This is a genomic window from Niallia oryzisoli (assembly GCF_036670025.1).
GTDB classification, from domain to species: domain Bacteria; phylum Bacillota; class Bacilli; order Bacillales; family Cytobacillaceae; genus Bacillus_BD; species Bacillus_BD oryzisoli.
The window spans coordinates 2,744,850-2,767,481 of the sequence record NZ_CP137640.1 but is presented as its reverse complement, the minus strand read 5'-3'; the positions used below and the strand labels follow the sequence as shown (position 1 = coordinate 2,767,481).

Genomic DNA, 22,632 nt, shown 5'->3' with positions numbered 1-22,632 from the left:
CCAATGTAAAACAGGGGTCGGTTTTCTGCTTCTTTCAAAGCATTTGTACCTACCCCTTTTGAATAATTATTCGGTTTTTCAAACTTCTTCTCTCCTGTGTACTGAAATCTGTTATTTAATATTTTAAGTAAAATGAATAGGCTCAACATGGCGGGGATATGAGATTTGCAGTAACCCATTATTCATTTGAATATGCATGAGTTGGACTTGTGTGGCTTCTGGTAGATTTATAATGCGCTCAAATGCACCATATACTCTTTCCCTTTTGATTTCTTTCTCAAGTGTTAAGATAGGATGCATGATGCCGCTAACTTTTAATTGTGTATTTGAAATTAAGTGAAGTGAAAGATCCTCACGATTGACACCAGGGATTTCAACAAGAATAAAGTTATAGTATTCATTTTGATATATATCATATTTTGGACAATACATCTTTTCTTCTATAGCTTCATCAGGATATTTTTCTTCAATCACCCGAGTCCAGAAATCCGTTTTTTTATATTGGTTTGTTATTTCGAGCCATTTTCTCATTTTTTCAATGTCCATCGTTCTTCTCCTTTATACCTGGTTGGCGATAGGCATTGAAGGATTTGCTATTTGATCCTGATCACTTATGTCCGGATCAATATTCCCTGAATTCAAAACAGCTGAAGGAGGTGAAAAATCACCTAAAGAAAAATTCGCTCCAATAAACTTACTATTCGCAGTGTGACTATTATGCACTGTTGGACCAATATCAATATTTCCGTTTTGATTCGCTCCATTAACCTTGATATTTAATATATTGATTTGATATGGCATATCAAATCACTCCTTTATCTCTATTTACGGTATTGGCGGGATTGGTGGGACTGGGACTGGGACTGGTGTGACTGGTGTTGTATCCATATAAGCATTATCGGTAGTTCCAATTGCCGTTTGATCGTTCACATCAGGATCAATCAATACATTTTCCATGATTGCTTCTGTAGGTGATGTATCACCATAGGATGAATTCATTCCTTGTGATTTACTATAAGCTGTTGGACTATTATAAGATGCTTCACCTATTGTGATTGAGCCATTACCGGAAATACTATTGATTTTTAAATAATGCAAATTAATTACAACTGATGGCATTCGTTAACACCCTTCTATTCGATATCGAATCCTATCGTTACAATATGCAGGACAATGCCTATTTGTTCCTAAATGTCTGACAGACCATATAAGTTTTAGATGCAATGAAAGGCTCTGCAAGAGTAATTATTATCAAAAATAGGCATTCACCCCTACCTATTTTTAAAAAATACATATCATAACGTATACCTAGAGAGGAGTGATAATATGTTTGGATATGGATATGGTTGTTGTGGGGGATATGGTTACGGTTATGGAGGCTGCGGTTTTAGATGGGGATTTGCACTTATCGTAGTATTATTTATTCTTCTTATTATTATTGGTGCAAGTTTTTGTTATTGAAAAATATAAAAATAAATAGGACTAAAAAGACTGTTGACGTCTTTTAGTCCTGCCTCTCACAAATAATCCACTATCATTCATTGTTTTTTTCTAAATGGAGCGCTGATTTAACGGCATTTTCTATCTCCATATACCCCGTACAGCGGCAGATATTGGACTCCAGCCATTTCGTGATTTCTTGATTAGAAGGATTCTTCCGATGCTTCAGTAATGAATGGCAATTCATGATGAAGCCTGGTGTACAAAATCCGCATTGGAACGCAAAGTGATCAACAAATGCCCCTTGAATGGGAGCATTCAGCCCTTCAATCGTAAGGATATCCTTCCCTATAGCTTCAACTGCTAAAGTCAAACAGGACTTTTGAGCAACTCCATTGATATTTACTGTACAAGCCCCGCAATCACCATTCAAGCAGCCTGGCTTAGCACCTGTTAGACCTAATTGATAGCGTAAAATATCTAAAAGGATATCAGCATAACGAAAAGTAACCCTCTTTTCCTCCCCGTTGACTAGAAGTATTGCACTTACCCTTAAAGCATCATCCATCGTGTTCCTCCTCTCCTTCCAATTGATCAAATATATCATGGAGTGTATTTTTTAATACAAACAATCGGTACGGAAAGGAACCTTCTGAATCGTCCAACGGTGGTACCTGTAAAGTCTGAATCGCTTGATCAATTCTTTGATCCATAGAAATCCCCCTTTTATTAAGGATCTCCTCCATTTCTTTAGCACGAAAAGGGTATGTCGTCAACCCGCTTATCGCTATTCTTATCGCCCCATTTATCTTTAGGGCAGCAACGGTAAGGAGAGGATAGCCTGTATTCCATTGTCTTCTTTTTTTGATACTAACAAATGGTTGATTAAGATAATTTTGGTCCGTTTTGATCTGGACAAGGAATTCGCCAGGCTCTAATATAAGCTTCTGATTAAAGACTTTATGTATCAAAACAGTCCGGGTCCCTCTCCTTCCCGCAATAATCATATGACTGTCTGTTAATAAAAAAGGGAGAACCGCTTCTCGATAAAAAATTTGACCGCAAATATTCCCACCTGCAGTGATTTTATTTCGAGCGGTTCGATCGGCAATTTCACTAACCGTTTTACTTAATAATGGAAATAGATTAACCTCATCGATATTCGTTAAGGTAACAGCGGCTCCTGTTGTCAAGGATTCCTGTTGAACGTTGAACATCTGACATTCCGGTATTCTTTTAATATCAATTACGGCCCCGGTCTTGACCATATTTAATCTTCCAAGCGTGATGATTTCGGTTCCACCTGAAAAATAAATGGGAGCCTTTTCTTTCTTATGTAAATCTTCAAATAGCTGAACTGCTTCTTTTATCGATGCCGGAAGATAATACTCAAAATCAAAAGAAATCAATGCCCTGCCTCCTTTCCTCATAAGAACATTCTAAACAAAGGTGTCAGGCACCACGATACAAAATCTAGTATCCCTTTGCTTAATATCGCACTGGATATAGATTTTTAATGGATGCCTGACACCTTATGGGACAGTCCCTTTTTGAGACAAAACTTATTGGTAATCTAGATTTTATGAATTCTATAAATACTTATCTTCTAAATTAATAATCCTCCTCGTCGTCGCGCCCCGTCTGTTGTCCAAATTGCTGCTGGGAGGGCTGGGATCCAAAACCTGTGCCGTAACCCGGATATCCCCCATGTCCCATGCCATAGCCTGGGTATCCGCCGTGTCCCATGCCATAGCCCGGATATCCCCCATGTCCCATGCCATAGCCCGGATATCCACCGTGTCCCATGCCATAGCCCGGATATCCGCCGTGTCCCATGCCATAGCCCGGATATCCGCCATGTCCCATGCCATAGCCCGGATATCCGCCGTGTCCCATGCCATAGCCCGGATATCCGCCGTGTCCCATGCCATAACCCGGATATCCGCCGTGTCCCATGCCATAACCCGGATATCCGCCATATCCCGTGCCGTAGCCGGGTTGAGTTCCATAGCCCATACTTCTTTCATCAAAAAAAGGTTGGTTCATTTTGCCGCCTCCTTATTTTCATTTCACCTTATTGTATGTAGGCGATTTGAAAAGAAGAATCAATATTTGCACAGATAAAGTTGTTTTCACATATTTGTCCATGGTCATGCCTTTCCATTTATTCATGTCCTTCTGGGGTTCAGGGTATCGATTCAGACCATATATTTGTCAAGGAAATCAGCTACACTCGAATAGACAAATAACTTATTTTTTTCCTTTTTTAACGTATGTCCCTCATCTCCAATGCGAATAAATGTAACAGGATGGTTTCGTTTCATTAATTTCTTTACCAATTGCTCAGATTCTTGAATAGGTACTCGCGGGTCGTTGACTCCATGGACGACCAAAAGTGGAGATTCTATTTGATCGGCATAATGCAATGGATCAATCTGATCAAAAAACTCCCCATCTTTTTCAATCGTTCCATATTCTTTTTCTCTGTTCTTTTTCCGCCAAGGACTGGTTGATTTCAAAAACGTCCGAAGGCTTGACATCCCTACAATATCCACAGCAGCTGCCCAATGTTGAGGATAGTGACTAATAGCAGAAAGAACCATAAATCCTCCATAGCTTCCGCCCATAACCGCTATCCTTTTAGGATCGGCATTCGTTTCTCGTTTAAGCCAATCTACTAAAAAAATCAGATCTTTCACCGCATCCATCCGATTTCGAATATCATCAAGATGGGTATACGTTTTTCCAAATCCGGTACTACCTCGGACATTAGGTGTTAACACAGCATACCCGTTGCTTAGTAAATATTGTAATAGAGGTTGAAAAACAGCACGGCTTTGGCTTTCTGGACCTCCATGAATATAGATGACTACCGGAAACCTCTTTCCTGCTTCTTTCGGCTTATAGTAGAATGAATGGACTAGCAGGTTATCAAAAGAACGATAATAAAAGGGTACTGGCTCCACTAATAACCTTTCATGAAAAGAACGTTCCGAAGGGGTTAAATGTGTATTAGCCGTAAGAGTATTAAGATTCAATTCCCAAATGTCAGGTGGATGAGCAGGCCCGTTTAATATAAAGAGCAGCCTTTCAGTATTGGGAGAAAATCTAAGATTTTTGATCACTCCCATCGGTGTCTCCCATGTTTTAAGAGTACTGTTCCTTAAATCTAGCAAATAACCTTTGGATATCCCGGCCTCGTTGATGGTAAAAGCCAACAAGCTTTTTTGCTCGTTCATGGCCAATCCTTCAAAGTCCCAATTTCCCTGTTCCAGCAAGGTGAAATGATTCGTTAGCAAATCTATACAAGCAAGGCCATAAAATTCCTGGTCTTTATTTGATAATAGGTATAAATGATCACCATTCTGATTAAACAGGACATTCTTAAAGCCAGCTTCTCCTGAATGTTCAGTTATCCAGTTCATCTCGCCTGTTAAAAGGGATAATACGCCTAAATCATTATCAAGGGGAGAGTTTGTTCTACTAACTAATAATGATTTCCCGTCTGGAAACCATTTTTCAACCGTATAATGCCCGTCATGAGCAAAAACAAGGTGAATTTCCAATGTCTCAAGATTCTGTAAATAAATATCAAAAAAGGCCGGTTGGCGTCTGTTACTGGACCAGGCAATCCATTTTCCATCGGGAGAACTGCCTCCGTATAAATGAACGTACTGCGGAGAATTGGTTAAAGGAATTATTTTACCTTTCTTCTTCAATAAGTACAATTGCACCCTTTCATTTCCGGATTCATCCACCCCAATAATTAAATCTGAAGTGCTATCCACATATTTAATAAAAGAAATTCCTTCTTTCCCAAAAGAAGACTTTTCCCTTCGGCTGCCATTTTGATCGTATTCCCAAAGCTCCGGGAATCCTTTCGAATCAGATATAAAACTGATTCTTTTTCCATTTGGTTCATACTCAAAAGATCTAATACTTCGGTTATTTACATAATTGACTAATTCAGTTGGACCCATATATAATCACCTTGCCTTTTATTTGATAAGAAACATGAGGATGTATGTTTAGCACAGCTTCTTTGACATCAGGTGTATCGTTTCAGGAGGAACCGTTAATAATGATTAAAGACAATTTAGAACGAATTCTTTGGTCAAAATAGAACTCCTTAGTAGATTAAGGAAGGGTGATTTAATTGGATCATTTATGGATTTCGATTTGGCGTACAATCGTTTCTTATTCCATTCTAATGATTGTTACCTTATGGCTTGGAAAACAAGTGAATGCCAATCGCAATTATTATAATTTTGCCTTATCGATTACCATTGGTTCCTTTATTGCCAACATGGGTTTTGATTATAAACTTCACTTTTTCTCGATGTTAGCCGCTTTCCTGGCACTAATATGTATTTATTATATACTTTCAATCTTTTCTGCCCGCAGCAGAATCCTGCGAAAGTGGTTATCAGGTCGGCCGTCTGTTATTATGGAGCAGGGAAAAATCTTAGATTCTAATATGAAAAAAATAAAGTATACGTTGGATGACTTAAATCAACAGCTGCGGGAGCAGGGAATCTTTGATGTTGCAGAGGTAGAGTACGCCGTTTTAGAAGTGAGCGGCAAACTGTCCGTACTTAAAAAGGAAAAATATCAACCTATCGTAAAAAAGGATCTCTTTCCTGCTAATATCCAATCAAATCGTAACCTGCCAATTGAACTGATTATGGATGGTGTTGTCATCGAAAAGAATTTTAATGAGTTATTTACCAACCAATGGCTCGATCAACAATTGAAGCAAAGAAACCTGAAAGTCAAGGATATTCAATACGCCGTGATTTCCTCCAATGGTTCATTATTTATGGATCTTTTTGCTGATGGTTTAACTTCCCCAACAGATATGGAATAAGTCAGTCTTATGAACTAATTTTTTCATTATAGCAAAGGTGTCTGGCACCACTATCCAACATCTAGTATCTAACTATATCAATATACGCAGAATATTGTATTATCGATGGAGCCATACACCTTATGAGACAGCCTCTAGAGGTTTCTCATGCTGTTATAACGATTAAACCTTCGCACCTTTATATCTCCATATCAATTCAGGAGTCAACGGTAGTTCATTCAATTCAACATCTGCAGCGATACTTAAACAGTTGGCAAGTGCAGCTGGCATTCCTAACAGCCCGTGTTCTCCCACACCTCTTGCACCGTAAGGTCCATCTATTTGCGGTGTTGTCACAAAGTCAACCTGATAATTAGGGTTTTCACCATAATGAATTGGCCGATAGGTACGGAGCTGTGGATTCAATACTCTTCCCAATTCATCAAAAACGAAGGTTTCTCTTCCGGCAGAGGCTAACCCCATACTCATAGCACCCATTACCTGTCCGCGTGCTGTCATAAGATTTAACACGGCCCCAATATCTACCACAGTGACTGCTTGAATTAATTTATAAGTATAATCCCTTTTGTCATACTCTACCTCAACTGCATGAGCAGCTACTGTCCATTCCGGTCCAGGCCGTCCTGCCCCAGTTTCCGGATCTAAAGAAGTCATTCGTCTTAATATATAATTTCCATGGCCGATAATTTGGCCGCCAATTGAATTGCCGTTTGGAAATTTATAACCGTATACGACATCCTTCAAATCCAGTCCGATTTTGGGATCATCTCTTACAAATACCCGTTCATAAGCTACTTCTAGATCTTCTGTTGACACTCTAAGAACACATGCGGCAATATTCTTAATCTGCCGTATAACATCATCTGCAGCTTCCAACAACGCTCTTCCGGCCATAAATGTCCCGCGGCTCGCCACCGTTTTCCAATGCTCAGGGGTCGTTTGTGTCTGAATTTTCATTTTCACATGGACTTTATCAATTCCTATTCCTAATCTTTGCGCAAGCATTTGGGCCAGGACGGTTTTCGTTCCTGTACCAATTTCAACTACACCTGACATTAAATTTACGCTGCCATCAGGATTAAATGTTAGGATTACACCTGAACTAGCGTCCGGGTCAATCGTAGAGGTTTTCCAGCTACAGGCGATTCCTTTTACCCTTACTCTTCTTTCATCAATTTCTTGAATTTGTCCCTGTTCCCAATGGATCATTTCCTTTAATCGCTCGATACAAGCTGGTAAATTGCCTACATTACTTTTGTTCAATAGAACTTGTGTAGGAGTTGTATGTCCAGGAAGAATTGCATTCCTTTTCCGCAACTCAAGCCGATCCACCCCCAATTTGTCTGCAAGCCGATCCATTGTCCGTTCAAAAGCAAATAGAACCTCAGAATGTCCAAATCCCCGAAAAGGACTGCCATAAGGATGATTGGTATACACACAAAAAGAATCACACCAAACATTTTCGATGTTGTATGGACCTATACAATCGACCCCACCTGCCCTGCTGACGTCAATAGCTTTGTCAGAGTAGGCACCCCCGTCGAACAGATACAAAATTTCTGCTGCTTGAATCATCCCATTTGCTGTACATCCGAGTTTCACTTTTGCCTCTAGGCCTACTTTACAAGGAGCCGTAAGTAAATCTTCTTCTCTCGTATAAACAATTTTTACCTTTCGTCCCCCCACAGCCATTGACGCAAGATATGCCAGGATTTCCCACTGTATAGGTGCTTTACCTCCATACCCGCCGCCAACAAAGGGAGTTTCCACAACAATTTTCCCTATATCAATTTGAAAATAAATACTTAGTAATCTTTTAACCATAAATGGTGCTTGTGACGATGTCGTGATATGAATATAACCTTCCGGATCAATTTCAGCTGTTGCGCTTCTTGTTTCCATCGCTGCATGGTCCGAAGGGGAAAAACGGTAGGATTCTTCTATCACTACCTCGCTATTGTCCCACCCTTTTTCCATATTGCCCTTACGGATTTTGGTCACATTTGAAATATTTGAATGTGGGACGGGATAAGCGGTACCGATTTTTTCATAAGAAGCCAGGTTTTCATGGAGGAGTGGTGCATCTGGTTTCAGAGCTTCAGTTGGGGAATTCACAACCGGTAAAGGTTCATACTTTACATTTATCAAATCAGCAGCTTTTTTCGCAATAACCGGGGTATCTGCAACAACAAGTGCGACAGGTTCTCCGTTATAGCGCACCTTTCCTACAGCAATTGGCGGACGATCTCTTATTTCTTCACCTGTAAGAGGTAACTCATTATTTCCTAATAGAATGGCTCTGACACCAAGTACTTTATTTGCTTCTGACACATCAATGGAAACAATTTTGGCGTGTCCATATGGACTAGTGACCATTTTCGCATGCAGCGAAGGACCTGTTAGTTCATCAGCAGTATACTTTGCCCTTCCGGTGACTTTTTCAAAGGCATCTTTGCGAATGACGCTTTTCCCAATGATATTCACTTAGTCACCTCCTATTTATTCTTTAACCAATGTATGAACGGTTCTGTATTTTAATCATCGTTTTCTTGAGGGGACATTTAAATAAATAAATAAATAAATAAATAGCCCAGTAAAAGATCACTGAGCTATTTTATAACAATTTCATAAGGTAATGGCCGATAAAAATGAAGAATGTGTTTTATGTTAATAACCTATGATCCAATCATACTTGCATGTCTTGATTAATAGTAGTATGGATAACCATAATACGGGTAACCATATCCATAGTCATAATACGGATAGCCATATCCATAGTCATAATACGGATAGCCATATCCATAACCATAATACGGATAACCAAAACCACCCAACGCACTGCCCAATAATAACCCGCCTAAAAATGGAGCGCCAAACCCAAACCCAAACCCAAACGGCCTGCCAAATCCGAATGGTCTGCCGAATCCAAACGGTCTGCCAAACCCAAAAGGTCTACCGAATCCAAATGGTCTGCCGAAACCACCGAATCCAAATGGTCTGCCGAAACCACCGAATCCAAATGGTCTGCCGAAACCACCGAATCCAAATGGTCTGCCGAAACCACCGAATCCAAATGGTCGTCTACCAAAAATCCTTTCCTCAGTCTCATTTGATTGGACAGGCTCAAGTTCACTGTACATGCTTTTATCCCCCTCAAAGTTCTTTTCATTAAATTCAAATCAACCTTAAATTTTATCAACTATATTATACTGGACATATATTCATCGACCCGTAGAATGGATTTTTTATTTTTATCTCCTCCTCATGTTATTTCACACATAGTGTATGTATCCATAACATAAGCAGGATAGATGACTGCCTATTTTTGTTATATATATAGGCTGTTTTTTTATTCGTTTTTTATAGCTTATTAGATTCGTTTCCGCCTAATTGAGGTAAGAAATCTCGATTCTATTATCTGAATCTACTTCCTGCATTTCCAACCAGTTGTTCGTACAATTCCTCCAACGGCTTTGAAATAATTTTATTTAATTCCAACAGAAGCATATTTACCTGGTGATCTGCCTCCATCATGCGTTTAATCTTTTCATTTTGCTGGGCAACCGCCTCCATATTTTGTAATGCTTCAACCTCTTGCTGCCTAATTTCCTGGCCCATCATTTGTTTTTGCTGTAATTGGGAATTTAAATGGTTCATTTGGTTAAGAATCTGCTTTGCCTCCGGGTCAGTATTTAATTCATTACAAAGTCGCTGTAAGCTTTTATACTCTTTACTTTCACGAAAAACCTTATCAAAATAATATGCCGCCTGAAATAAATTTTCGGACATACCGCTATTCCCTCCCTGCTTGAATTTGGGTGATCTTTGTTCAAGATGATGCGTGCACAATAAACTTGTTTACACCTAGAATAAAATTCTTACATAAACTAATTAACTTGATCATGCCCTTCAAACTACAGATCATTCTTTATCAACTAATACCTTCATACTTTCCACTGGTGATTTTACCTAGTTTTCAAGAATAGTGTATGTTGTCATTTGAAAAAGGCGCAGGCGATTGACTAGTGATATGCATTTGAAAGGCAAATTTTTTTAATAATAGGTCAGAGAGTTTTTTGTATATTCGGGGAGATTAGTTTCGCATTAACGGGGCAATATCTGAAAATAGTATCTTTTTTGTGGTAGTAGTAATTACATTTAATTTACTCTTTATATATCAGGAAACAAGCAGTTGAGACTTAATCTACCAAACTAAAGACAAGGATAATGATGATTCATTCAACTGCTTTATACTCCTGTACTTTTTCTAAAATAACCCAAGCTGCTTTGGTGCAAGTCCATCGTATTCGATTCCGAGGATTTTTTGGAATTCTTTAGCATTTTCGGCTGCGTCACCGCCTGAGTTGTTGTTAAAGATGAGAAAGATATTTTTTGTTTGCTTAGACAGTTCATGCAGGATGTTTTTCATTTCCAGCAGCTCTGCTTCATTGTATTTATACAAAAAGCGAACCTCACGCCAATCAACACCTTCCTGTTTATTCCAGCCTTGTGTGTTCCTGCCGTGCATACGTATTAACGTTAGGTTCGAATCAGTGGCAGCCGGGACCAGTGGAACGGAACCTTCTCCTGATTGTGGTTCATCGGCAACAGAATGAATCCATCCTTCCTCCTTCATAAAGGATAATGTCCCTTCACGATAAGCATCGCTATACCAAGATTGATGTCTAAATTCCAGCGCTACAGGGATATCCTCCATCATTTTCTTACAATATCTTAAATAGGTAACATTTTCTTTCCTGCAATTAAACCAAGGGGGAAATTGAAATAGAACCATTGCTAATTTATTCCTTTCCTGATAAGGTTTCAATGAACGCTGAAATGCTTCAAACATCTCTGTTGTCGTGTTAAAAGGAATATCTTTGCCTCGACGATGCTTCGTCATTCCTTGATAGGCTTTCACAACAAAACGAAAATTTCCGGGTGTTTCACTAACCCATTTTTCAACATTTTTGATCGGTGAAATCGCATAAAAGGATGAATCCACTTCGACAATTGGAAAATGACTGCTGTAATGGGCTAATTTATCTTTTGACTTGATTTCGTCAGGATAAAGCGAATCATGATCGCCCCAGCCTGCAAGACCTATATAAATCATTAACTTTCTCCTTAAATTATTTCTTGGTAAAGAAGCTTTCTCTACTGAAATTTAATTAGTTGAAAAACTAAACATCACATTAATTACGATAGCACAAATAAAATAGAATTCACAAAATATTTCATGAAAAGTACCACTATGACTCAAACTATTTTTATAATGATTAAATAAAAGAGGCAGTACAAGATGAAGATTTTTTGCTTATTGTTTCTTATCTGTTTTTGTATTTTTCCTTCAAATGGACATGCATTTATTGTCGATACAGATAAAATTTATACATATAAAGCCTTAACAGAGGATATCTTGGAGCTTTCAAAATTGTATCCTGGCCTGATTACATACAAATCTATAACCACTACACCTTTCGGAAGAAATGTATGGGCCATTAAGGTTGGAAATGGTGAGACAACGATTCTTTTGAATGGAGCACACCATTCCCGTGAATGGTTAACCACTGCTCTTTTGATGAAAATGATTGAATCCTATGCAGATTTTTATCCTAACGTTGAAACTGTGGATGATGTACATCCAAGTATATTAGACAAGGTTTCGATCTGGTTTGTTCCAATGGTCAATCCTGATGGCGTTCTACTGCAACAATTTGGTCTCAACGCTTATCCAATCGGCTTCCACCCTTTTTTGATTGAAATGAACGAAGGATCCTGGGACTTTAACAGATGGAAAGCCAATCTATTTGGGATGGATTTGAATCGGCAATATCCTGCCAACTGGTCTTATTTAAAGGGGGTAAAAACAAAACCAAGCTATCAATTTTATAAAGGAAACTGTCCTCTTGAAGCACCTGAAGTAAAGGCACTTGTTGATTTCACGTACGAGGTAAATCCAGAAATCGCGATAAATTTTGTCGGAGTTCTTTGAAATACTTGTTGTTCGATCTCTTTCGTATCCCATTTCGGGTTCTTTTCACAAATTTTTTTATAACGATGGCCGATAAGAAACTCAATGAAAAAACCTAACGTATCAAAGCGAAAGTACTTTGGAATGTTGTATTCCTGATAAAGATCATCAATTTCCTCCCTATGCTTCTCCAGCGTCTCATTCGAAAACATGACTCTTTCTAACCTTGTTTCATTTAAGGTCGAGAATAATACTTTCTGAAAAGACTGCCAAGCCACATTCGTTTTAATAATAGGTTTGTTTTCTCGAGTGCATAAATACCAGACGACGATATTTTGATTTATTAACTCAATTTCCTTAATACTCTTGCCCTTTTGCCTTTTGGCAAAGCTTCTCATGAAATGTTCAAAATCGATTTGATCTTGTTGTTGTACATATTGAAAAGCAAATTTGTATCCTTTTTTTATGATTTGATCAAGTGGACAAAATTGTTGGTTTTGATAACACCATTCCACAATCCCTGCTGCTTGTCTGATTTTTTCTTCACTCTTTGCTGTGTACCTTGAAAAAAGTGGATTTCCTTTCATTCCACTCCTTTGATAGGCTTCATAAAATTCCCATTCATTCGTTTTATAACATTCATCAATAAATGAATGTAAATAAACATTTCCACCTAATGCAATGGGTAAAAATTGCAGTAAGATTTGATCCTCCTGCTAAAAAGTTTCTATTTTAAGTACCATTGAAAATTCACGCCTCATTTTTGTTATTCATTTTCCTGATTTTCTTTTAGTAATATTTTATACTATGGATTAATTAACAACAGTGATTTTTGTTAAATTTCGTTAAGTTTTGTTAAGTTTTGTTTATTCTTATTTTATTATAACGAATGAATAGTCCTTGTTACACCAATTTGTTAGCTAGATATTCCTCCATGATAATTAGTTAATGTTATCGGTTACTAGATTGTTTTCTATTATCAATGGATGAAAAAGATAGAAAAATGAGGAGATAAAATGAATGGAATTTCAAATAAAAAAGCCTAACTTCTCAGTAAGTGAGAAATTAGGCTTTAGTTATTTCAAATGAAGTTAACTATCATTTAATGAAATAGATTCCTGTATCATTTTTAACGTTTCCATCAAATCTTTATATTTTTCCTTGCCTATGTCATTTTCAACTTTTTCTTGAATTTGCAACCAAACAGGCGTTGCTTCTTCTAATTTAGCAAGACCTATTTCGGTTATTGAAACCAACTTTGCCCTTGAATCATTTATATTTCTGATTATGTTAACATAACCACTTTTCTTTAGGATGTTAACATTGCGCGTTATAGTAGATTGGTCAAGTAACATAATGTCCCCTAACTGGCTAATGGAGATTTTTTTATGACGGGCAATGTTTACTAACATATAGTATTGCGTGACTTTTAAGCCTGTGGGTGTCATTTTCTTTTCGTAAACTTGTGTAATTATTCTCGCTGCTTTTCTAATATTAGCACAGGCACACAAATGTATAATATGATCCATCTCATTATGGTTGATATCCATAAAGCAGCTCCTCTCAAACATGAAATGTAATTGGCATATTTTCGAAAAAATGGCATCCAATTTTTTCATCAGTAACTATTTCTTGACAGATTATGTGTTAATAAATACCATTATATATGTATATACATACATTTAAAAGAGAAAATAGTTTTCTGATTTTAGCGTTAATCATTATATGTATATACATACTTATGAATAAGGAGGATACTTGTGTTGGATATATGATAAATAACCAATGAATGTATTTAAATAAGTTTCCTATGAAAGGAATTTTATATTCAAAAGTTACAGAATATTAAAAAATATGAATGATTTCAAACCGTGCTATCCTGAACATTTCATAATGGTGCTGCTTCGGTGCGGTAAAAATTTTTGGAGGGATAATGATGGTTAAACAGGCACTTTATCTTGAGAATTTAAAAGTCGGTGATACTTTTATCAGTGAAACATATCAATTAAGTGCAGACAAAATAAAAAGCTTTGCTCGTGAGTTTGATCCCCAAGTTTTCCATTGTGATGAGAATCTTGCTGAAGATACTTTTTTCAAAGGATTAGCTGCCAGCGGTTGGCATACTGCAGCGATTACGATGAAATTAGTAACAGAAAGTCTGCCTTTTGCTCATGGGATTATTGGAGCTGGCGGAGAGATTACATGGCCACAGCCAACACGCTCAAATGATGTTTTATATGTAAAAAGCACAATAAAAGAGATCAAACCTTCTAAATCAAAACCTAACCAAGCACTTGTAATTGTTGAGTGTGAAACGTTAAATCAACGCGATGAGGTTTGTCAAATTTTAACGGCAAAACTATTAAGCTTTAAAAAGGACTAAGTGACAGGTTCATCTACACGTTGGGTGCTAAAAATGATACGTGGCTTTATTCAGCCGTTTCATAACTAAAAAGGAAACGGCTGAATAAAGCCAAGATTAGTTTAAATTCACTGACTGGTTAAGATAACCTTCCACCTTTTTATGTGAAACATAGCTATGCAAAATCATTCCTAGGATGACAATAGAGATACCGAACCAGGATAATGGAGAAGGTATTGGGACAGATAGAACGATTAGCTCCCCAAGTAATGCAAAAAGCACTTCCATTGATTGAGTTGCTTCAACAGCTGCTAACTTTTGCATATTTCCCCTTACCATATCAGTTGACATGAAAAATAAGACAGTCGCGATAACTCCAGAACATAGTGCTACCAATAAAGATTGTAGACTCTGACTTCCACTTGGTAATCCGACGGTAAACAATCCATACAAGGAAAGCAAAAACCAGAATGGAAGACTTGCTAAAGTCATGCCTAACACACGTTGATAAGCATCCAATCGCCCTTCACACATATCCATCATTTTACGATTCCCTAATGGATAGGCAAATGATGCAATGAGAACAGGGACAACCCCCAGTATGACATTTTTCAAAGAAAGTTGAATGGCATGTTCCATTTGCATGAAAACAATGCCTAAAAGAATAATAAAGGACATGATAAGACCTTTAAAGGGAATTTTTCCTCTAATTTGTACAATGCCCTTCTTTGTATATACCGTTTCGAAAAATAAAGGAGCAAGTAGTGTACCTGAAATAATCGTCATTTGCCATGTTCCAGCGATCAGCCAACCTGGTGAATAAGCAGCAGCAAAACATAAAGGTGCATAAAATAAGCCAAATCCGACAAAACTCCATAACATCCATTTTACTGGGGATCTTCGCATTTCGTTTAAAAGTGGTCGTAAATTTCTTCTAAGAAGGACAATACACATGAGAAAAGGAATCATAAAGATATATCGGAGCGAAGCACTCCAAATCCAACTGCCTCCAGATAACTCCATAGAAGCATTGAGAACAAATGTAAAAGCAAAAAAGAAGGCTGCACAAATACCTAATATAATGGGTTTCAATTGAATTCACCTCACGTCCGTTTGTTGTGTCAGTTGTTTGCCAAGACTTAGCCAGTTCTTCTCTACAAGACGGACGGCTAATTCATTTTCCCTATTTTTAAAAGCTGATTGTGCTGTTAAACGATTGAGAACTTTATTAAAGTTTGATAAACTTCATCCAAATATGACACACGTTTAATTGATTTAAGATTATTTTTATTCATAAAACCAATATATCGGATATTTGTTTTTATAACAATAAAAAAAAGGATTGCTGCAGCAATCCTCCCTCTTTAAATCTAGCACACATTAGTTATTTATGAATCTAGTTATTAAAATAAGAATACGACTGTAGCACATAATCATCATTCAATCATGGACATTACATTTTAGGAGCTTCCATCCCTATCTTAGCCCATTCTTCTTTTGATGGACCATAAAGGCCAGGGATAGTTAAACCTGCTTGACGCATAAGTATAGTCATTTGTCCACGATGGTGAATTTGATGTTGAATCAAAAAAAATAAAAGTTCAGCGTTTGACATTTTCTGTCCAAAAAAATCCCGCACTTCACTAAGACTTTTATCTGTCCATTGATTTTTTATCGCTTGGGACAGAGCAGTCCTTGCTTGTTGATAGCCGTCAGAGATGTACTTTGCTGAGGTTGGGACGGGGTAATCTTGTTTAGGTGAATCAAATGTAAGGTCCGTTCGAGATGTTATAACGCCAATTGCGGTGACAATATGCCATGCAATTCGACCTAATGTCCAATTTTGAGGTGTTACTTCTTGGGATAAAGATTCATCTGTCAGTTGATTAAGCATTTTCTGAGTAGCATCTGCTTCAAAATTCCATAATTGATAGAAACCATCTAATGTTTGAAACATATTCACCCTCCTCAATTAAATACTTCATAAATATATTCGCCATTTACCATAAGTTACCTGTTTATTTTTTTAAAAAATAAATAGGCCCCATAATGAAGGTTCTACCGTTTCATTAATTTTCAAAAAAAGAAAGCAAAAGAACCTTAAGTAATTCTGATAATGTGGAGAAAATGTAAAAAAACATTCGAAATCACAACAGAAAAATCAATAAAATAACAAACAGAAACGCATGGATAAGGTAAAAATCCATGGCGTTTTATTTTTAATTGTATGATTCAACTTTTTTGTGGACATTGAGTACGTTATTATCATAATTAAATCTATTTTGGAGAGCCTTTGGACACTGAGTACGTTATTTACTAAAAACTACGAAAAAATAACAACTTGTGATATAAATAGCGGAAAGCATGTCCTATAAAAATGTAAAATCACAATTATTACTGCAAATAACGGAACGTGTGTCCTGTTACTTACATATAATATTACATTTTTGTATACAACAGAATCAACATAGTAAAAAACATTAATTTAACATTCCAACTTACAAGATGACAAAAGATATTGTCACTATGTTATTTTGTGTGTTATTTGCTATGATTTTTAATATGCTAAAGTTCGATATTCATTGATATAACAAGGATTATAAGCACCTAAATTACTATAAGATTTAGCCTGTTAATTAATATGATATTTTATCCGTTTCTCCACAAAAACTGAACTACTAAAAAATAACTGTGCTTCCTTTTATTATCATTCAAATAAACTTAAAAACTCAGATTCTGTCAATACTTTTAATTCAAACCCTTGTTCAATTAGTTCATGGGCTTTTTTTTCTTTAGTGCTCAATCCTTCATCACCGACGAGCGTTTTATCCTGGAGTCCTACTACTAGATAATTGGTTTTTCGGCTGACACCGCTTTTTACGAGTCCGCCTAAGTCCACTACCTTTTGCATAGCTGCTTGCCGATCGATGGTTTGTAAATCCCCAGTAAATACTACATTTTTGCCAAACAAAATATGTTCCTCATTAAATGTTTCAACAGAAGCAGTAATTTCAGAAATGACAATCCGATTTTTAAATTTATTTTCCTTCTTCTTCTTTTTAAAATAGGTTTGAGGCTTTAATTCCGAGAACTTTTTTACCGGAATGCTGCTGTGTACTTTGCAGTAGGACTGCAATGATTTTTTCCGTTTTAATTCTATACATGTCGTAACAAGCTTTGCGCAAGATATCGCATCTGCCATGGCATTGTGATGATCAGACAGTTCAATATTAAAATGATCAAGCCGATCTTTTAATGATTGGCCGACCTTTTCACCACGACATGCTTTAGCACTGATTGGAATACTGCAGATATACGGAAACTCTGGCATTTCTATAGAATACGAGGATAAACACGAGTGTAAAACGCTCATATCAAATTGGGCATTATGAGCAACAATCGGGATTTCATTAAAATAGTCCTTGATATCTCCCCATATTTCATTAAATCTCTTAGCATCCATCACATCATTTGCCGTTAATCCGTGAATTTCTGTCATTTCCCTATCAAAATCAAGGGTTGGAGGTTGAATGAGATAATATTTTTCATCGATGATTTGATTATCCTTAACAAACACCAGTCCTAATGAGCATGCACTATTAAGATTATTATTAGCTATTTCAAAATCTATTGTTATAAAGTCCATTATCATTCCCCTTAATTATGGATATATATGAGATCATCTTTATATTTTTAAGAGTTGTTCCTCTTCCCTTACGTAATGTGACAGACACTTTTGTAAGAGGCTGTCTTCTCGTTATATTATAACAGGAGCTCTCAGCATAAGGGCAGTCCGATTTTTGGATATTATAACAGCCTGATGAAGAATTTTCACCACGTTAACAAATAATTCGCCCATTTTATCAGCAAACAAAGAATCTTGCTTTAAGGCTCCAATGGCTTCCATATGGACATTCGGTTTAGGATTCCTCACGGTTGTGTCCTTCAAACTCTTGTTGATGAACACTCGATTTGGCATTTCCACCCGTTATACTCTTTATGTAGGAAGCTAAAAACTAGCCTCGTGAAACGCTGGGACAGGTCCTCTTCCCTGCAGAAAAAAATTAAAGGAAAGCTTCAGTGAATGTAAAATCTCTGTAGAACTTTCCTTATCGATTTTTATCTTTTCATCTTAACACATCTTCTTATTTTTTATCCTTATAAATGGGTCGATGGACCTGTCCCCATGTACCTTACCACCAGAAGGCTCCAATTAAGGCTATTCCAACGATAGCCCCTATGGCAAGTCCAAATCCAAAGCCTCCCCATCCCCAGCCCCAGCCATAACGGTAGCCGCCGAGGTTTCTAGGACGTCTTAAAGGCATTAAATAAACCGTATTAGGACTTACACGATGAATAATCCCCCTGTGAACCCTTCCATCACGCATTCTAATTTCAACAGCCCGCCCTCTGTAACTATGGCACATTGCATGATAATTAACCATAATATTGATCATCACCTCCATTGAGTATGTTACATCATATGAAACAACCCTTTGAATCTAGAGGGCATGTACATTAGGGCATAAGTGGAAATTCACTCATTTTCGTAACATTCAGTAGAAATTCAATTCATTCATACCTAAAACGAATCATTTAAGCTCTATCCCCATCGTGCTAATCGTTCCGAAGATCTCCATTCAATAAAATGGACAATTTTTTTAGCCTAGATTACAAGATTGGGATTTTATCCATATCAATATTCATGAAATTTTATAAACTAATAAAAACAAGGGAGGTGTTTAAGAATGGGTGGAGCTGTAGGTGGCGGTGCAGGATATGGAGGAGGATTTGCTTTAATTGTTGTATTGTTTATCCTTCTCATTATTATAGGTGCATCCTTTATTGGATACTAAAATTTATAAAAAATTGAAGTGATTGTTATGGGCTTTGGGTGTGGATGCTTTAGTCCAGGATATGGGTATGGATACGGCGGGTATGGTTTCGGTGGCGGCGGAATATTTGCTTTTATTGTTGTGCTATTTATTCTGCTTATCATTATTGGTGCAACTTGTTTTTATTAAAGGATAAAGAAATTAAGGTAAAATAGATCAATTAAGTTTGAATAAGGGTGAAAATGGTACAACAATCTTACTGTAGTTGTACCATTTTTAGTTAAATATCTGTAATAGAGGCTATTTTAGCGGATTCAATCGTTAATAACTCTTTACTAGTTAAGCTGTTTTCCTCTAAATATTTTTTTACTAAAAAATATCCAACACAGTATCCTGTCATTTTGGGGTACAAATGAGATCCAGATAAGATATCTTGATATTTACTGTCAGTATTTAAACAATTTCGATTTGGATAAACGAGCTCTTTCCACATATTCTCGAGTTCTTCGATTGAATAATAGGATGCCCAAGCAGATACAAATTCCTCGCCAACTTGTTCATCAACGGCATTTTCAGCCAACCCTTCTAAAATAATGGCATCCAACAATACGTAATCATCTTCAGGCTTAGGGTATTTTGACAGCCGGCAAACATGGTTATATTCATGTGTAAACAAGGACCTTATTTCTTTTTCATTATTATTTTCAGAGATAAATAGAAAAAGTTTATCTTTAAAAGACAGACCTGATTTTCCGTTGAATTCACGTTTTAGTAACGGATTGAATGGATCAGATGGAAAAATATAAACGGGAACATCAGGTCCTTCCCATGCTTTCTGAAGATATTGTTCTTCGTTTTGTACAATTTCCCATACCTGTTGATTTTGTAATTTTCTTATGAGCTTGCCTCCATCATCAAAAGGAAAATACATCCCATGTAGATTTAAGTACTCATAGACTTCAGAGGTATTAGCGTCATGAAAGTGTATGATAAGCCTTTCACATATTTCAATGGGATTATCAAACGAATGCAATAACCATTGATCCGTTCTAATAACAGTCATATCCATACCCCTCTGTTTTCATTTATTTTCTAAAAATGCTATGTCCATAGCCGCTTATGTACACTTCTACTAAGTAAGTGGTTTCACTGGACGAAAAACGGAAGCACACCAATGACACTGATTGGTCAACAAGGTTTTAACATAGCTTTTTAATAAAATATGTATGGAATGAATAACCGTTACGAACCTATTTGATCTCTAACCCATAACTTATTCAAAAAGGGGTAATTAATTTGGAATCTCCATATCTTGATTGTATAGCGTTATTCGGAGTTGGAGGTGCACACCCAGGTGGACTTCAATTAACGAAAAAAATTCTAACAAAGGAAAAAATAAGGGAAACAACGGCCATTCTTGATGTTGGCTGTGGAACGGGGCAAACCTCCGCCTATATCGCAAAACAGTACGGGTGTAATGTGACTGCTTTGGATTGCGATAAAATCATGCTGGAAAAGGCAAAGCAAAGATTTGAATCCTTACGTCTGCCAATCGATGTAAGAAAGGGAAGTGCCGAAAGTCTTCCTTTTGATGATGGTTCCTTTGATATCGTTCTATCAGAATCAGTAACAGCCTTTACAGATGTATCACGAACCGTTCCAGAATTTAGACGCGTGTTAAAAAAAGACGGAGTAATGCTTGCTATTGAAGCAGTAATAGAAAAGTCTGTTTCTGAAGAAGAATTAGCTCCATTCCTTCATTTTTACGGAATGTCCGGATTGTTAACAGAACACGAATGGTTGAACCTTTTTCAAAAAGCTAATTTTAAAAATATAAACGTAGAGCGTTACAAAGTGCAGATTGATGAACAGGATGTAGACAATGCTGCTGATTTTTCACTTTCAGAAGATATCGGTAGTGAATCATATGAAGCATTAGAAAAACATTTCCATTATTCTATGTTTTATAAGGATATATTAGGATATCGAGTATTTAGATGTAGTTGCTGAACAGCCTTATCATTCCATCGTTAGAGGAGAGAGAAACTTAGATGTCCATTAGAAAAGCTACTAATAGTGAGACAGAAGAAATATTAACTTATTCCCTTAAAGTATTAACAGAAGCAACGATGGGATTTGTTGAACCAAATATAGAAAAAGTTATTCCATTCGGATCTTCATTTCTGAAAGATGGTGGCTATTACCTTGTTTGTAATGAAAATAACACGATTAAGGGATGGATTGGTATTGGAGCGTTCATCGACTACTATTCTGATGAATTGGTTGGAATGATTCCAGAAATCTATGTTATCCCGCAATATCGCAACCAAGGAATAGGCGAACAATTATGTTGTGAAGCGATGAAGCATTTAAAGGAACAAGGATTTAGCAAGGTACAATTGAATGTTTATACAGGAAATCGCGCCAAACATCTTTATCAAAAACTTGGATTTCAGGAAGTTTCTACAATAATGGAAAGAAACTTAGATCAAGTTCGTTGAAGCGCGGGGACGGTTCCCGCGTTTCTTACTATGCGGACTATGGAATAGTTTTATTAAAGCTTGAGGAAATGATACAAAAAAGCAATCCCTGTAGAAAAATTACTCCAAAGAGATTGCTAGACTTAATAATTGAAACGGCAAAACCGTCCCTATATTTCAGGACTTGGTGGTCTTTGCCTTATTGTGACTGTTGGGGTTGGTGGGCTTTGTGCGTGATACTTGGTGTTGTTACACTTAGTGTCGTTCCACTTGGTGTCGTTCCATTTGGTGTCGTTCCATTTGGTGATATTGAACCTGATGTTGATGGAATTGATGTAGTTAGACTAAAACCTGGATAAGTTATCATTAACATCCCTTCATTTCCAGAACCTGCACCTGAAGTTGTTTTAGATGACGATACAGGAGCCTCATTTATTATATTCCCAAATTGAACATTAGCAGACCCACCTACATTTTCAATTGATACAGAACCAATAACTATCACATAAACAACTCCTAATCCTTTTAGTACAGGATATGTAAAAATAGCTTTGATTGGAATGGGTATGTATTGAATTTTAGTTGAATTAGAAAGGGTAAATGAAAAATACTTATTAACCTAGTATTGAAGATTGTAATTAAAAACTTCAATCTTTTCTTGAGGATGGCCAAGT

At 36.9% G+C, this 22,632-nt stretch carries 28 protein-coding genes and 1 pseudogene; 9 read left to right on the top strand and 20 right to left on the bottom strand.

Annotated elements, in window-relative coordinates; all coding sequences use genetic code 11:
- Positions 1-123: 123 nt before the first annotated feature.
- The 3 genes from R4Z09_RS13815 to R4Z09_RS13805 are packed head-to-tail and all read right to left on the bottom strand — an operon-like array spanning position 124 to position 1,119.
- The gene (locus R4Z09_RS13815; protein WP_338452837.1) at positions 124-546 is read right to left on the bottom strand and encodes an Hsp20/alpha crystallin family protein; all 423 of its coding nucleotides are present in this window, start codon (positions 544-546) and stop codon (positions 124-126) included.
- 12 nt (positions 547-558) lie between these two features.
- Complete coding sequence (locus tag R4Z09_RS13810; RefSeq protein WP_338452836.1) at positions 559-801, bottom strand: spore germination protein; 243 nt, start codon at positions 799-801, stop codon at positions 559-561.
- A gap of 24 nt (positions 802-825) precedes the next feature.
- Positions 826-1,119 (bottom strand): spore germination protein, encoded by a 294-nt coding sequence (locus tag R4Z09_RS13805; protein WP_338452835.1) that lies wholly within the window; start codon positions 1,117-1,119, stop codon positions 826-828.
- Positions 1,120-1,326: 207 nt separating this feature from the next.
- Here R4Z09_RS13805 and R4Z09_RS13800 point away from each other — a divergent pair, with 207 nt between their 5' ends.
- Positions 1,327-1,461 (top strand): YjcZ family sporulation protein, encoded by a 135-nt coding sequence (locus R4Z09_RS13800; protein ID WP_338452834.1) that lies wholly within the window; start codon positions 1,327-1,329, stop codon positions 1,459-1,461.
- Between the two features lie 73 nt (positions 1,462-1,534).
- On the opposite strand, the gene R4Z09_RS13795 is transcribed toward R4Z09_RS13800, so the two are convergent.
- The 4 genes from R4Z09_RS13795 to R4Z09_RS13780 all read right to left on the bottom strand — a co-directional run bounded on the left by R4Z09_RS13795 (position 1,535) and on the right by R4Z09_RS13780 (position 5,420).
- Positions 1,535-2,008: a (2Fe-2S)-binding protein gene (locus R4Z09_RS13795; RefSeq protein ID WP_338452833.1), complete on the bottom strand. Its 474-nt coding sequence runs from the start codon at positions 2,006-2,008 to the stop codon at positions 1,535-1,537.
- Entirely contained in the window at positions 2,001-2,849 is an 849-nt protein-coding gene (locus R4Z09_RS13790; RefSeq protein WP_338452832.1) for an FAD binding domain-containing protein, read from the bottom strand. The genes R4Z09_RS13795 and R4Z09_RS13790 overlap by 8 nt, the downstream gene beginning before the upstream one ends.
- Positions 2,850-3,051: 202 nt before the next feature.
- A complete protein-coding gene (locus R4Z09_RS13785) occupies positions 3,052-3,486 on the bottom strand; it encodes a hypothetical protein (protein ID WP_338452831.1) in 435 nt (144 codons plus the stop codon).
- A gap of 152 nt (positions 3,487-3,638) precedes the next feature.
- Complete coding sequence (locus R4Z09_RS13780; RefSeq protein ID WP_338452830.1) at positions 3,639-5,420, bottom strand: S9 family peptidase; 1,782 nt, start codon at positions 5,418-5,420, stop codon at positions 3,639-3,641.
- Between the two features lie 176 nt (positions 5,421-5,596).
- Between R4Z09_RS13780 and R4Z09_RS13775 the strand changes: the two genes are divergently transcribed.
- Positions 5,597-6,307: a DUF421 domain-containing protein gene (locus R4Z09_RS13775; RefSeq protein WP_338452829.1), complete on the top strand. Its 711-nt coding sequence runs from the start codon at positions 5,597-5,599 to the stop codon at positions 6,305-6,307.
- Between the two features lie 162 nt (positions 6,308-6,469).
- On the opposite strand, the gene R4Z09_RS13770 is transcribed toward R4Z09_RS13775, so the two are convergent.
- The 4 genes from R4Z09_RS13770 to R4Z09_RS13755 all read right to left on the bottom strand — a co-directional run bounded on the left by R4Z09_RS13770 (position 6,470) and on the right by R4Z09_RS13755 (position 11,423).
- Entirely contained in the window at positions 6,470-8,791 is a 2,322-nt protein-coding gene (locus R4Z09_RS13770; RefSeq protein ID WP_338452828.1) for a xanthine dehydrogenase family protein molybdopterin-binding subunit, read from the bottom strand.
- A 221-nt stretch (positions 8,792-9,012) separates the two neighbouring features.
- Positions 9,013-9,447 (bottom strand): hypothetical protein, encoded by a 435-nt coding sequence (locus R4Z09_RS13765; protein WP_338452827.1) that lies wholly within the window; start codon positions 9,445-9,447, stop codon positions 9,013-9,015.
- 274 nt (positions 9,448-9,721) lie between these two features.
- Positions 9,722-10,096 (bottom strand): YlbF family regulator, encoded by a 375-nt coding sequence (locus R4Z09_RS13760; protein WP_338452826.1) that lies wholly within the window; start codon positions 10,094-10,096, stop codon positions 9,722-9,724.
- A 478-nt stretch (positions 10,097-10,574) separates the two neighbouring features.
- Positions 10,575-11,423 (bottom strand): DUF72 domain-containing protein, encoded by an 849-nt coding sequence (locus R4Z09_RS13755; protein WP_338452825.1) that lies wholly within the window; start codon positions 11,421-11,423, stop codon positions 10,575-10,577.
- Between the two features lie 186 nt (positions 11,424-11,609).
- Here R4Z09_RS13755 and R4Z09_RS13750 point away from each other — a divergent pair, with 186 nt between their 5' ends.
- The gene (locus R4Z09_RS13750; protein WP_338452824.1) at positions 11,610-12,302 is read left to right on the top strand and encodes a M14 family zinc carboxypeptidase; all 693 of its coding nucleotides are present in this window, start codon (positions 11,610-11,612) and stop codon (positions 12,300-12,302) included.
- Here R4Z09_RS13750 and R4Z09_RS13745 read toward each other — a convergent pair.
- Together R4Z09_RS13745 and R4Z09_RS13740 are read right to left on the bottom strand one after the other, a co-directional pair.
- On the bottom strand, positions 12,197-12,868 hold the full coding sequence (locus R4Z09_RS13745) for a hypothetical protein (RefSeq protein WP_338452823.1): 672 nt from the start codon (positions 12,866-12,868) through the stop codon (positions 12,197-12,199). The genes R4Z09_RS13750 and R4Z09_RS13745 overlap by 106 nt on opposite strands.
- Positions 12,869-13,372: 504 nt before the next feature.
- On the bottom strand, positions 13,373-13,831 hold the full coding sequence (locus tag R4Z09_RS13740) for a MarR family winged helix-turn-helix transcriptional regulator (protein ID WP_338452822.1): 459 nt from the start codon (positions 13,829-13,831) through the stop codon (positions 13,373-13,375).
- A 386-nt stretch (positions 13,832-14,217) separates the two neighbouring features.
- Between R4Z09_RS13740 and R4Z09_RS13735 the strand changes: the two genes are divergently transcribed.
- Positions 14,218-14,664 carry a MaoC family dehydratase gene (locus R4Z09_RS13735; RefSeq protein WP_338452821.1) on the top strand — a complete coding sequence of 149 codons (447 nt, stop codon included), beginning with the start codon at positions 14,218-14,220 and terminating at the stop codon, positions 14,662-14,664.
- A 96-nt stretch (positions 14,665-14,760) separates the two neighbouring features.
- Here the strand turns inward: R4Z09_RS13735 and R4Z09_RS13730 are convergent, their stop codons facing one another.
- The 5 genes from R4Z09_RS13730 to R4Z09_RS13710 form a co-directional block, all read right to left on the bottom strand.
- Positions 14,761-15,735, bottom strand: coding sequence for a multidrug resistance efflux transporter family protein (locus R4Z09_RS13730; RefSeq protein ID WP_338452820.1), 975 nt, complete (start codon positions 15,733-15,735; stop codon positions 14,761-14,763).
- A gap of 361 nt (positions 15,736-16,096) precedes the next feature.
- A complete protein-coding gene (locus R4Z09_RS13725; RefSeq protein WP_338452819.1) occupies positions 16,097-16,600 on the bottom strand; it encodes a DinB family protein in 504 nt (167 codons plus the stop codon).
- Positions 16,601-17,350: 750 nt separating this feature from the next.
- Positions 17,351-18,289 carry an exonuclease domain-containing protein gene (locus tag R4Z09_RS13720; RefSeq protein WP_338452818.1) on the bottom strand — a complete coding sequence of 313 codons (939 nt, stop codon included), beginning with the start codon at positions 18,287-18,289 and terminating at the stop codon, positions 17,351-17,353.
- A 111-nt stretch (positions 18,290-18,400) separates the two neighbouring features.
- A complete protein-coding gene (locus tag R4Z09_RS13715; protein WP_338452817.1) occupies positions 18,401-18,577 on the bottom strand; it encodes a hypothetical protein in 177 nt (58 codons plus the stop codon).
- A 259-nt stretch (positions 18,578-18,836) separates the two neighbouring features.
- A complete protein-coding gene (locus R4Z09_RS13710) occupies positions 18,837-19,088 on the bottom strand; it encodes a hypothetical protein (protein ID WP_338452816.1) in 252 nt (83 codons plus the stop codon).
- A 303-nt stretch (positions 19,089-19,391) separates the two neighbouring features.
- Between R4Z09_RS13710 and R4Z09_RS13705 the strand changes: the two genes are divergently transcribed.
- Entirely contained in the window at positions 19,392-19,499 is a 108-nt protein-coding gene (locus tag R4Z09_RS13705; RefSeq protein ID WP_338452815.1) for a YjcZ family sporulation protein, read from the top strand.
- A 27-nt stretch (positions 19,500-19,526) separates the two neighbouring features.
- Positions 19,527-19,667, top strand: coding sequence for a sporulation protein YjcZ (gene yjcZ / locus R4Z09_RS13700; protein ID WP_338452814.1), 141 nt, complete (start codon positions 19,527-19,529; stop codon positions 19,665-19,667).
- A gap of 91 nt (positions 19,668-19,758) precedes the next feature.
- Here the strand turns inward: yjcZ and R4Z09_RS13695 are convergent, their stop codons facing one another.
- Positions 19,759-20,541, bottom strand: a complete 783-nt coding sequence (locus R4Z09_RS13695; protein ID WP_338452813.1) for a DUF2268 domain-containing protein — start codon at positions 20,539-20,541, stop codon at positions 19,759-19,761.
- 233 nt (positions 20,542-20,774) lie between these two features.
- Here R4Z09_RS13695 and R4Z09_RS13690 point away from each other — a divergent pair, with 233 nt between their 5' ends.
- The 3 genes from R4Z09_RS13690 to R4Z09_RS13680 all read left to right on the top strand — a co-directional run bounded on the left by R4Z09_RS13690 (position 20,775) and on the right by R4Z09_RS13680 (position 22,317).
- Positions 20,775-21,488, top strand: coding sequence for a class I SAM-dependent methyltransferase (locus tag R4Z09_RS13690; protein WP_338452812.1), 714 nt, complete (start codon positions 20,775-20,777; stop codon positions 21,486-21,488).
- Positions 21,489-21,529: 41 nt separating this feature from the next.
- Positions 21,530-21,979, top strand: a complete 450-nt coding sequence (locus tag R4Z09_RS13685) for a GNAT family N-acetyltransferase (RefSeq protein ID WP_338452811.1) — start codon at positions 21,530-21,532, stop codon at positions 21,977-21,979.
- Between the two features lie 212 nt (positions 21,980-22,191).
- Entirely contained in the window at positions 22,192-22,317 is a 126-nt protein-coding gene (locus R4Z09_RS13680; protein WP_338453416.1) for a hypothetical protein, read from the top strand.
- A gap of 35 nt (positions 22,318-22,352) precedes the next feature.
- Here R4Z09_RS13680 and R4Z09_RS13675 read toward each other — a convergent pair.
- Positions 22,353-22,463: pseudogene (locus R4Z09_RS13675) on the bottom strand (spore germination protein); the annotation flags it as partial.
- Between the last annotated feature and the right edge of the window lie 169 nt (positions 22,464-22,632).

Coding starts and splice junctions, on each gene's coding strand:
- R4Z09_RS13695 (WP_338452813.1), bottom strand. CDS start 20,541: ATGACTGTTATTAGAACGGATCAATGGTTATTGCATTCGTTTGATAAT.
- R4Z09_RS13750 (WP_338452824.1), top strand. CDS start 11,610: ATGAAGATTTTTTGCTTATTGTTTCTTATCTGTTTTTGTATTTTTCCT.
- R4Z09_RS13805 (WP_338452835.1), bottom strand. CDS start 1,119: ATGCCATCAGTTGTAATTAATTTGCATTATTTAAAAATCAATAGTATT.
- R4Z09_RS13755 (WP_338452825.1), bottom strand. CDS start 11,423: ATGATTTATATAGGTCTTGCAGGCTGGGGCGATCATGATTCGCTTTAT.
- R4Z09_RS13780 (WP_338452830.1), bottom strand. CDS start 5,420: ATGGGTCCAACTGAATTAGTCAATTATGTAAATAACCGAAGTATTAGA.
- R4Z09_RS13800 (WP_338452834.1), top strand. CDS start 1,327: ATGTTTGGATATGGATATGGTTGTTGTGGGGGATATGGTTACGGTTAT.
- R4Z09_RS13710 (WP_338452816.1), bottom strand. CDS start 19,088: ATGGTTAATTATCATGCAATGTGCCATAGTTACAGAGGGCGGGCTGTT.
- R4Z09_RS13795 (WP_338452833.1), bottom strand. CDS start 2,008: ATGGATGATGCTTTAAGGGTAAGTGCAATACTTCTAGTCAACGGGGAG.
- yjcZ (WP_338452814.1), top strand. CDS start 19,527: ATGGGCTTTGGGTGTGGATGCTTTAGTCCAGGATATGGGTATGGATAC.
- R4Z09_RS13785 (WP_338452831.1), bottom strand. CDS start 3,486: ATGAACCAACCTTTTTTTGATGAAAGAAGTATGGGCTATGGAACTCAA.
- R4Z09_RS13685 (WP_338452811.1), top strand. CDS start 21,530: ATGTCCATTAGAAAAGCTACTAATAGTGAGACAGAAGAAATATTAACT.
- R4Z09_RS13760 (WP_338452826.1), bottom strand. CDS start 10,096: ATGTCCGAAAATTTATTTCAGGCGGCATATTATTTTGATAAGGTTTTT.
- R4Z09_RS13740 (WP_338452822.1), bottom strand. CDS start 13,831: ATGGATATCAACCATAATGAGATGGATCATATTATACATTTGTGTGCC.
- R4Z09_RS13815 (WP_338452837.1), bottom strand. CDS start 546: ATGGACATTGAAAAAATGAGAAAATGGCTCGAAATAACAAACCAATAT.
- R4Z09_RS13765 (WP_338452827.1), bottom strand. CDS start 9,447: ATGTACAGTGAACTTGAGCCTGTCCAATCAAATGAGACTGAGGAAAGG.
- R4Z09_RS13735 (WP_338452821.1), top strand. CDS start 14,218: ATGGTTAAACAGGCACTTTATCTTGAGAATTTAAAAGTCGGTGATACT.
- R4Z09_RS13705 (WP_338452815.1), top strand. CDS start 19,392: ATGGGTGGAGCTGTAGGTGGCGGTGCAGGATATGGAGGAGGATTTGCT.
- R4Z09_RS13745 (WP_338452823.1), bottom strand. CDS start 12,868: ATGAAAGGAAATCCACTTTTTTCAAGGTACACAGCAAAGAGTGAAGAA.
- R4Z09_RS13720 (WP_338452818.1), bottom strand. CDS start 18,289: ATGGACTTTATAACAATAGATTTTGAAATAGCTAATAATAATCTTAAT.
- R4Z09_RS13725 (WP_338452819.1), bottom strand. CDS start 16,600: ATGTTTCAAACATTAGATGGTTTCTATCAATTATGGAATTTTGAAGCA.
- R4Z09_RS13810 (WP_338452836.1), bottom strand. CDS start 801: ATGCCATATCAAATCAATATATTAAATATCAAGGTTAATGGAGCGAAT.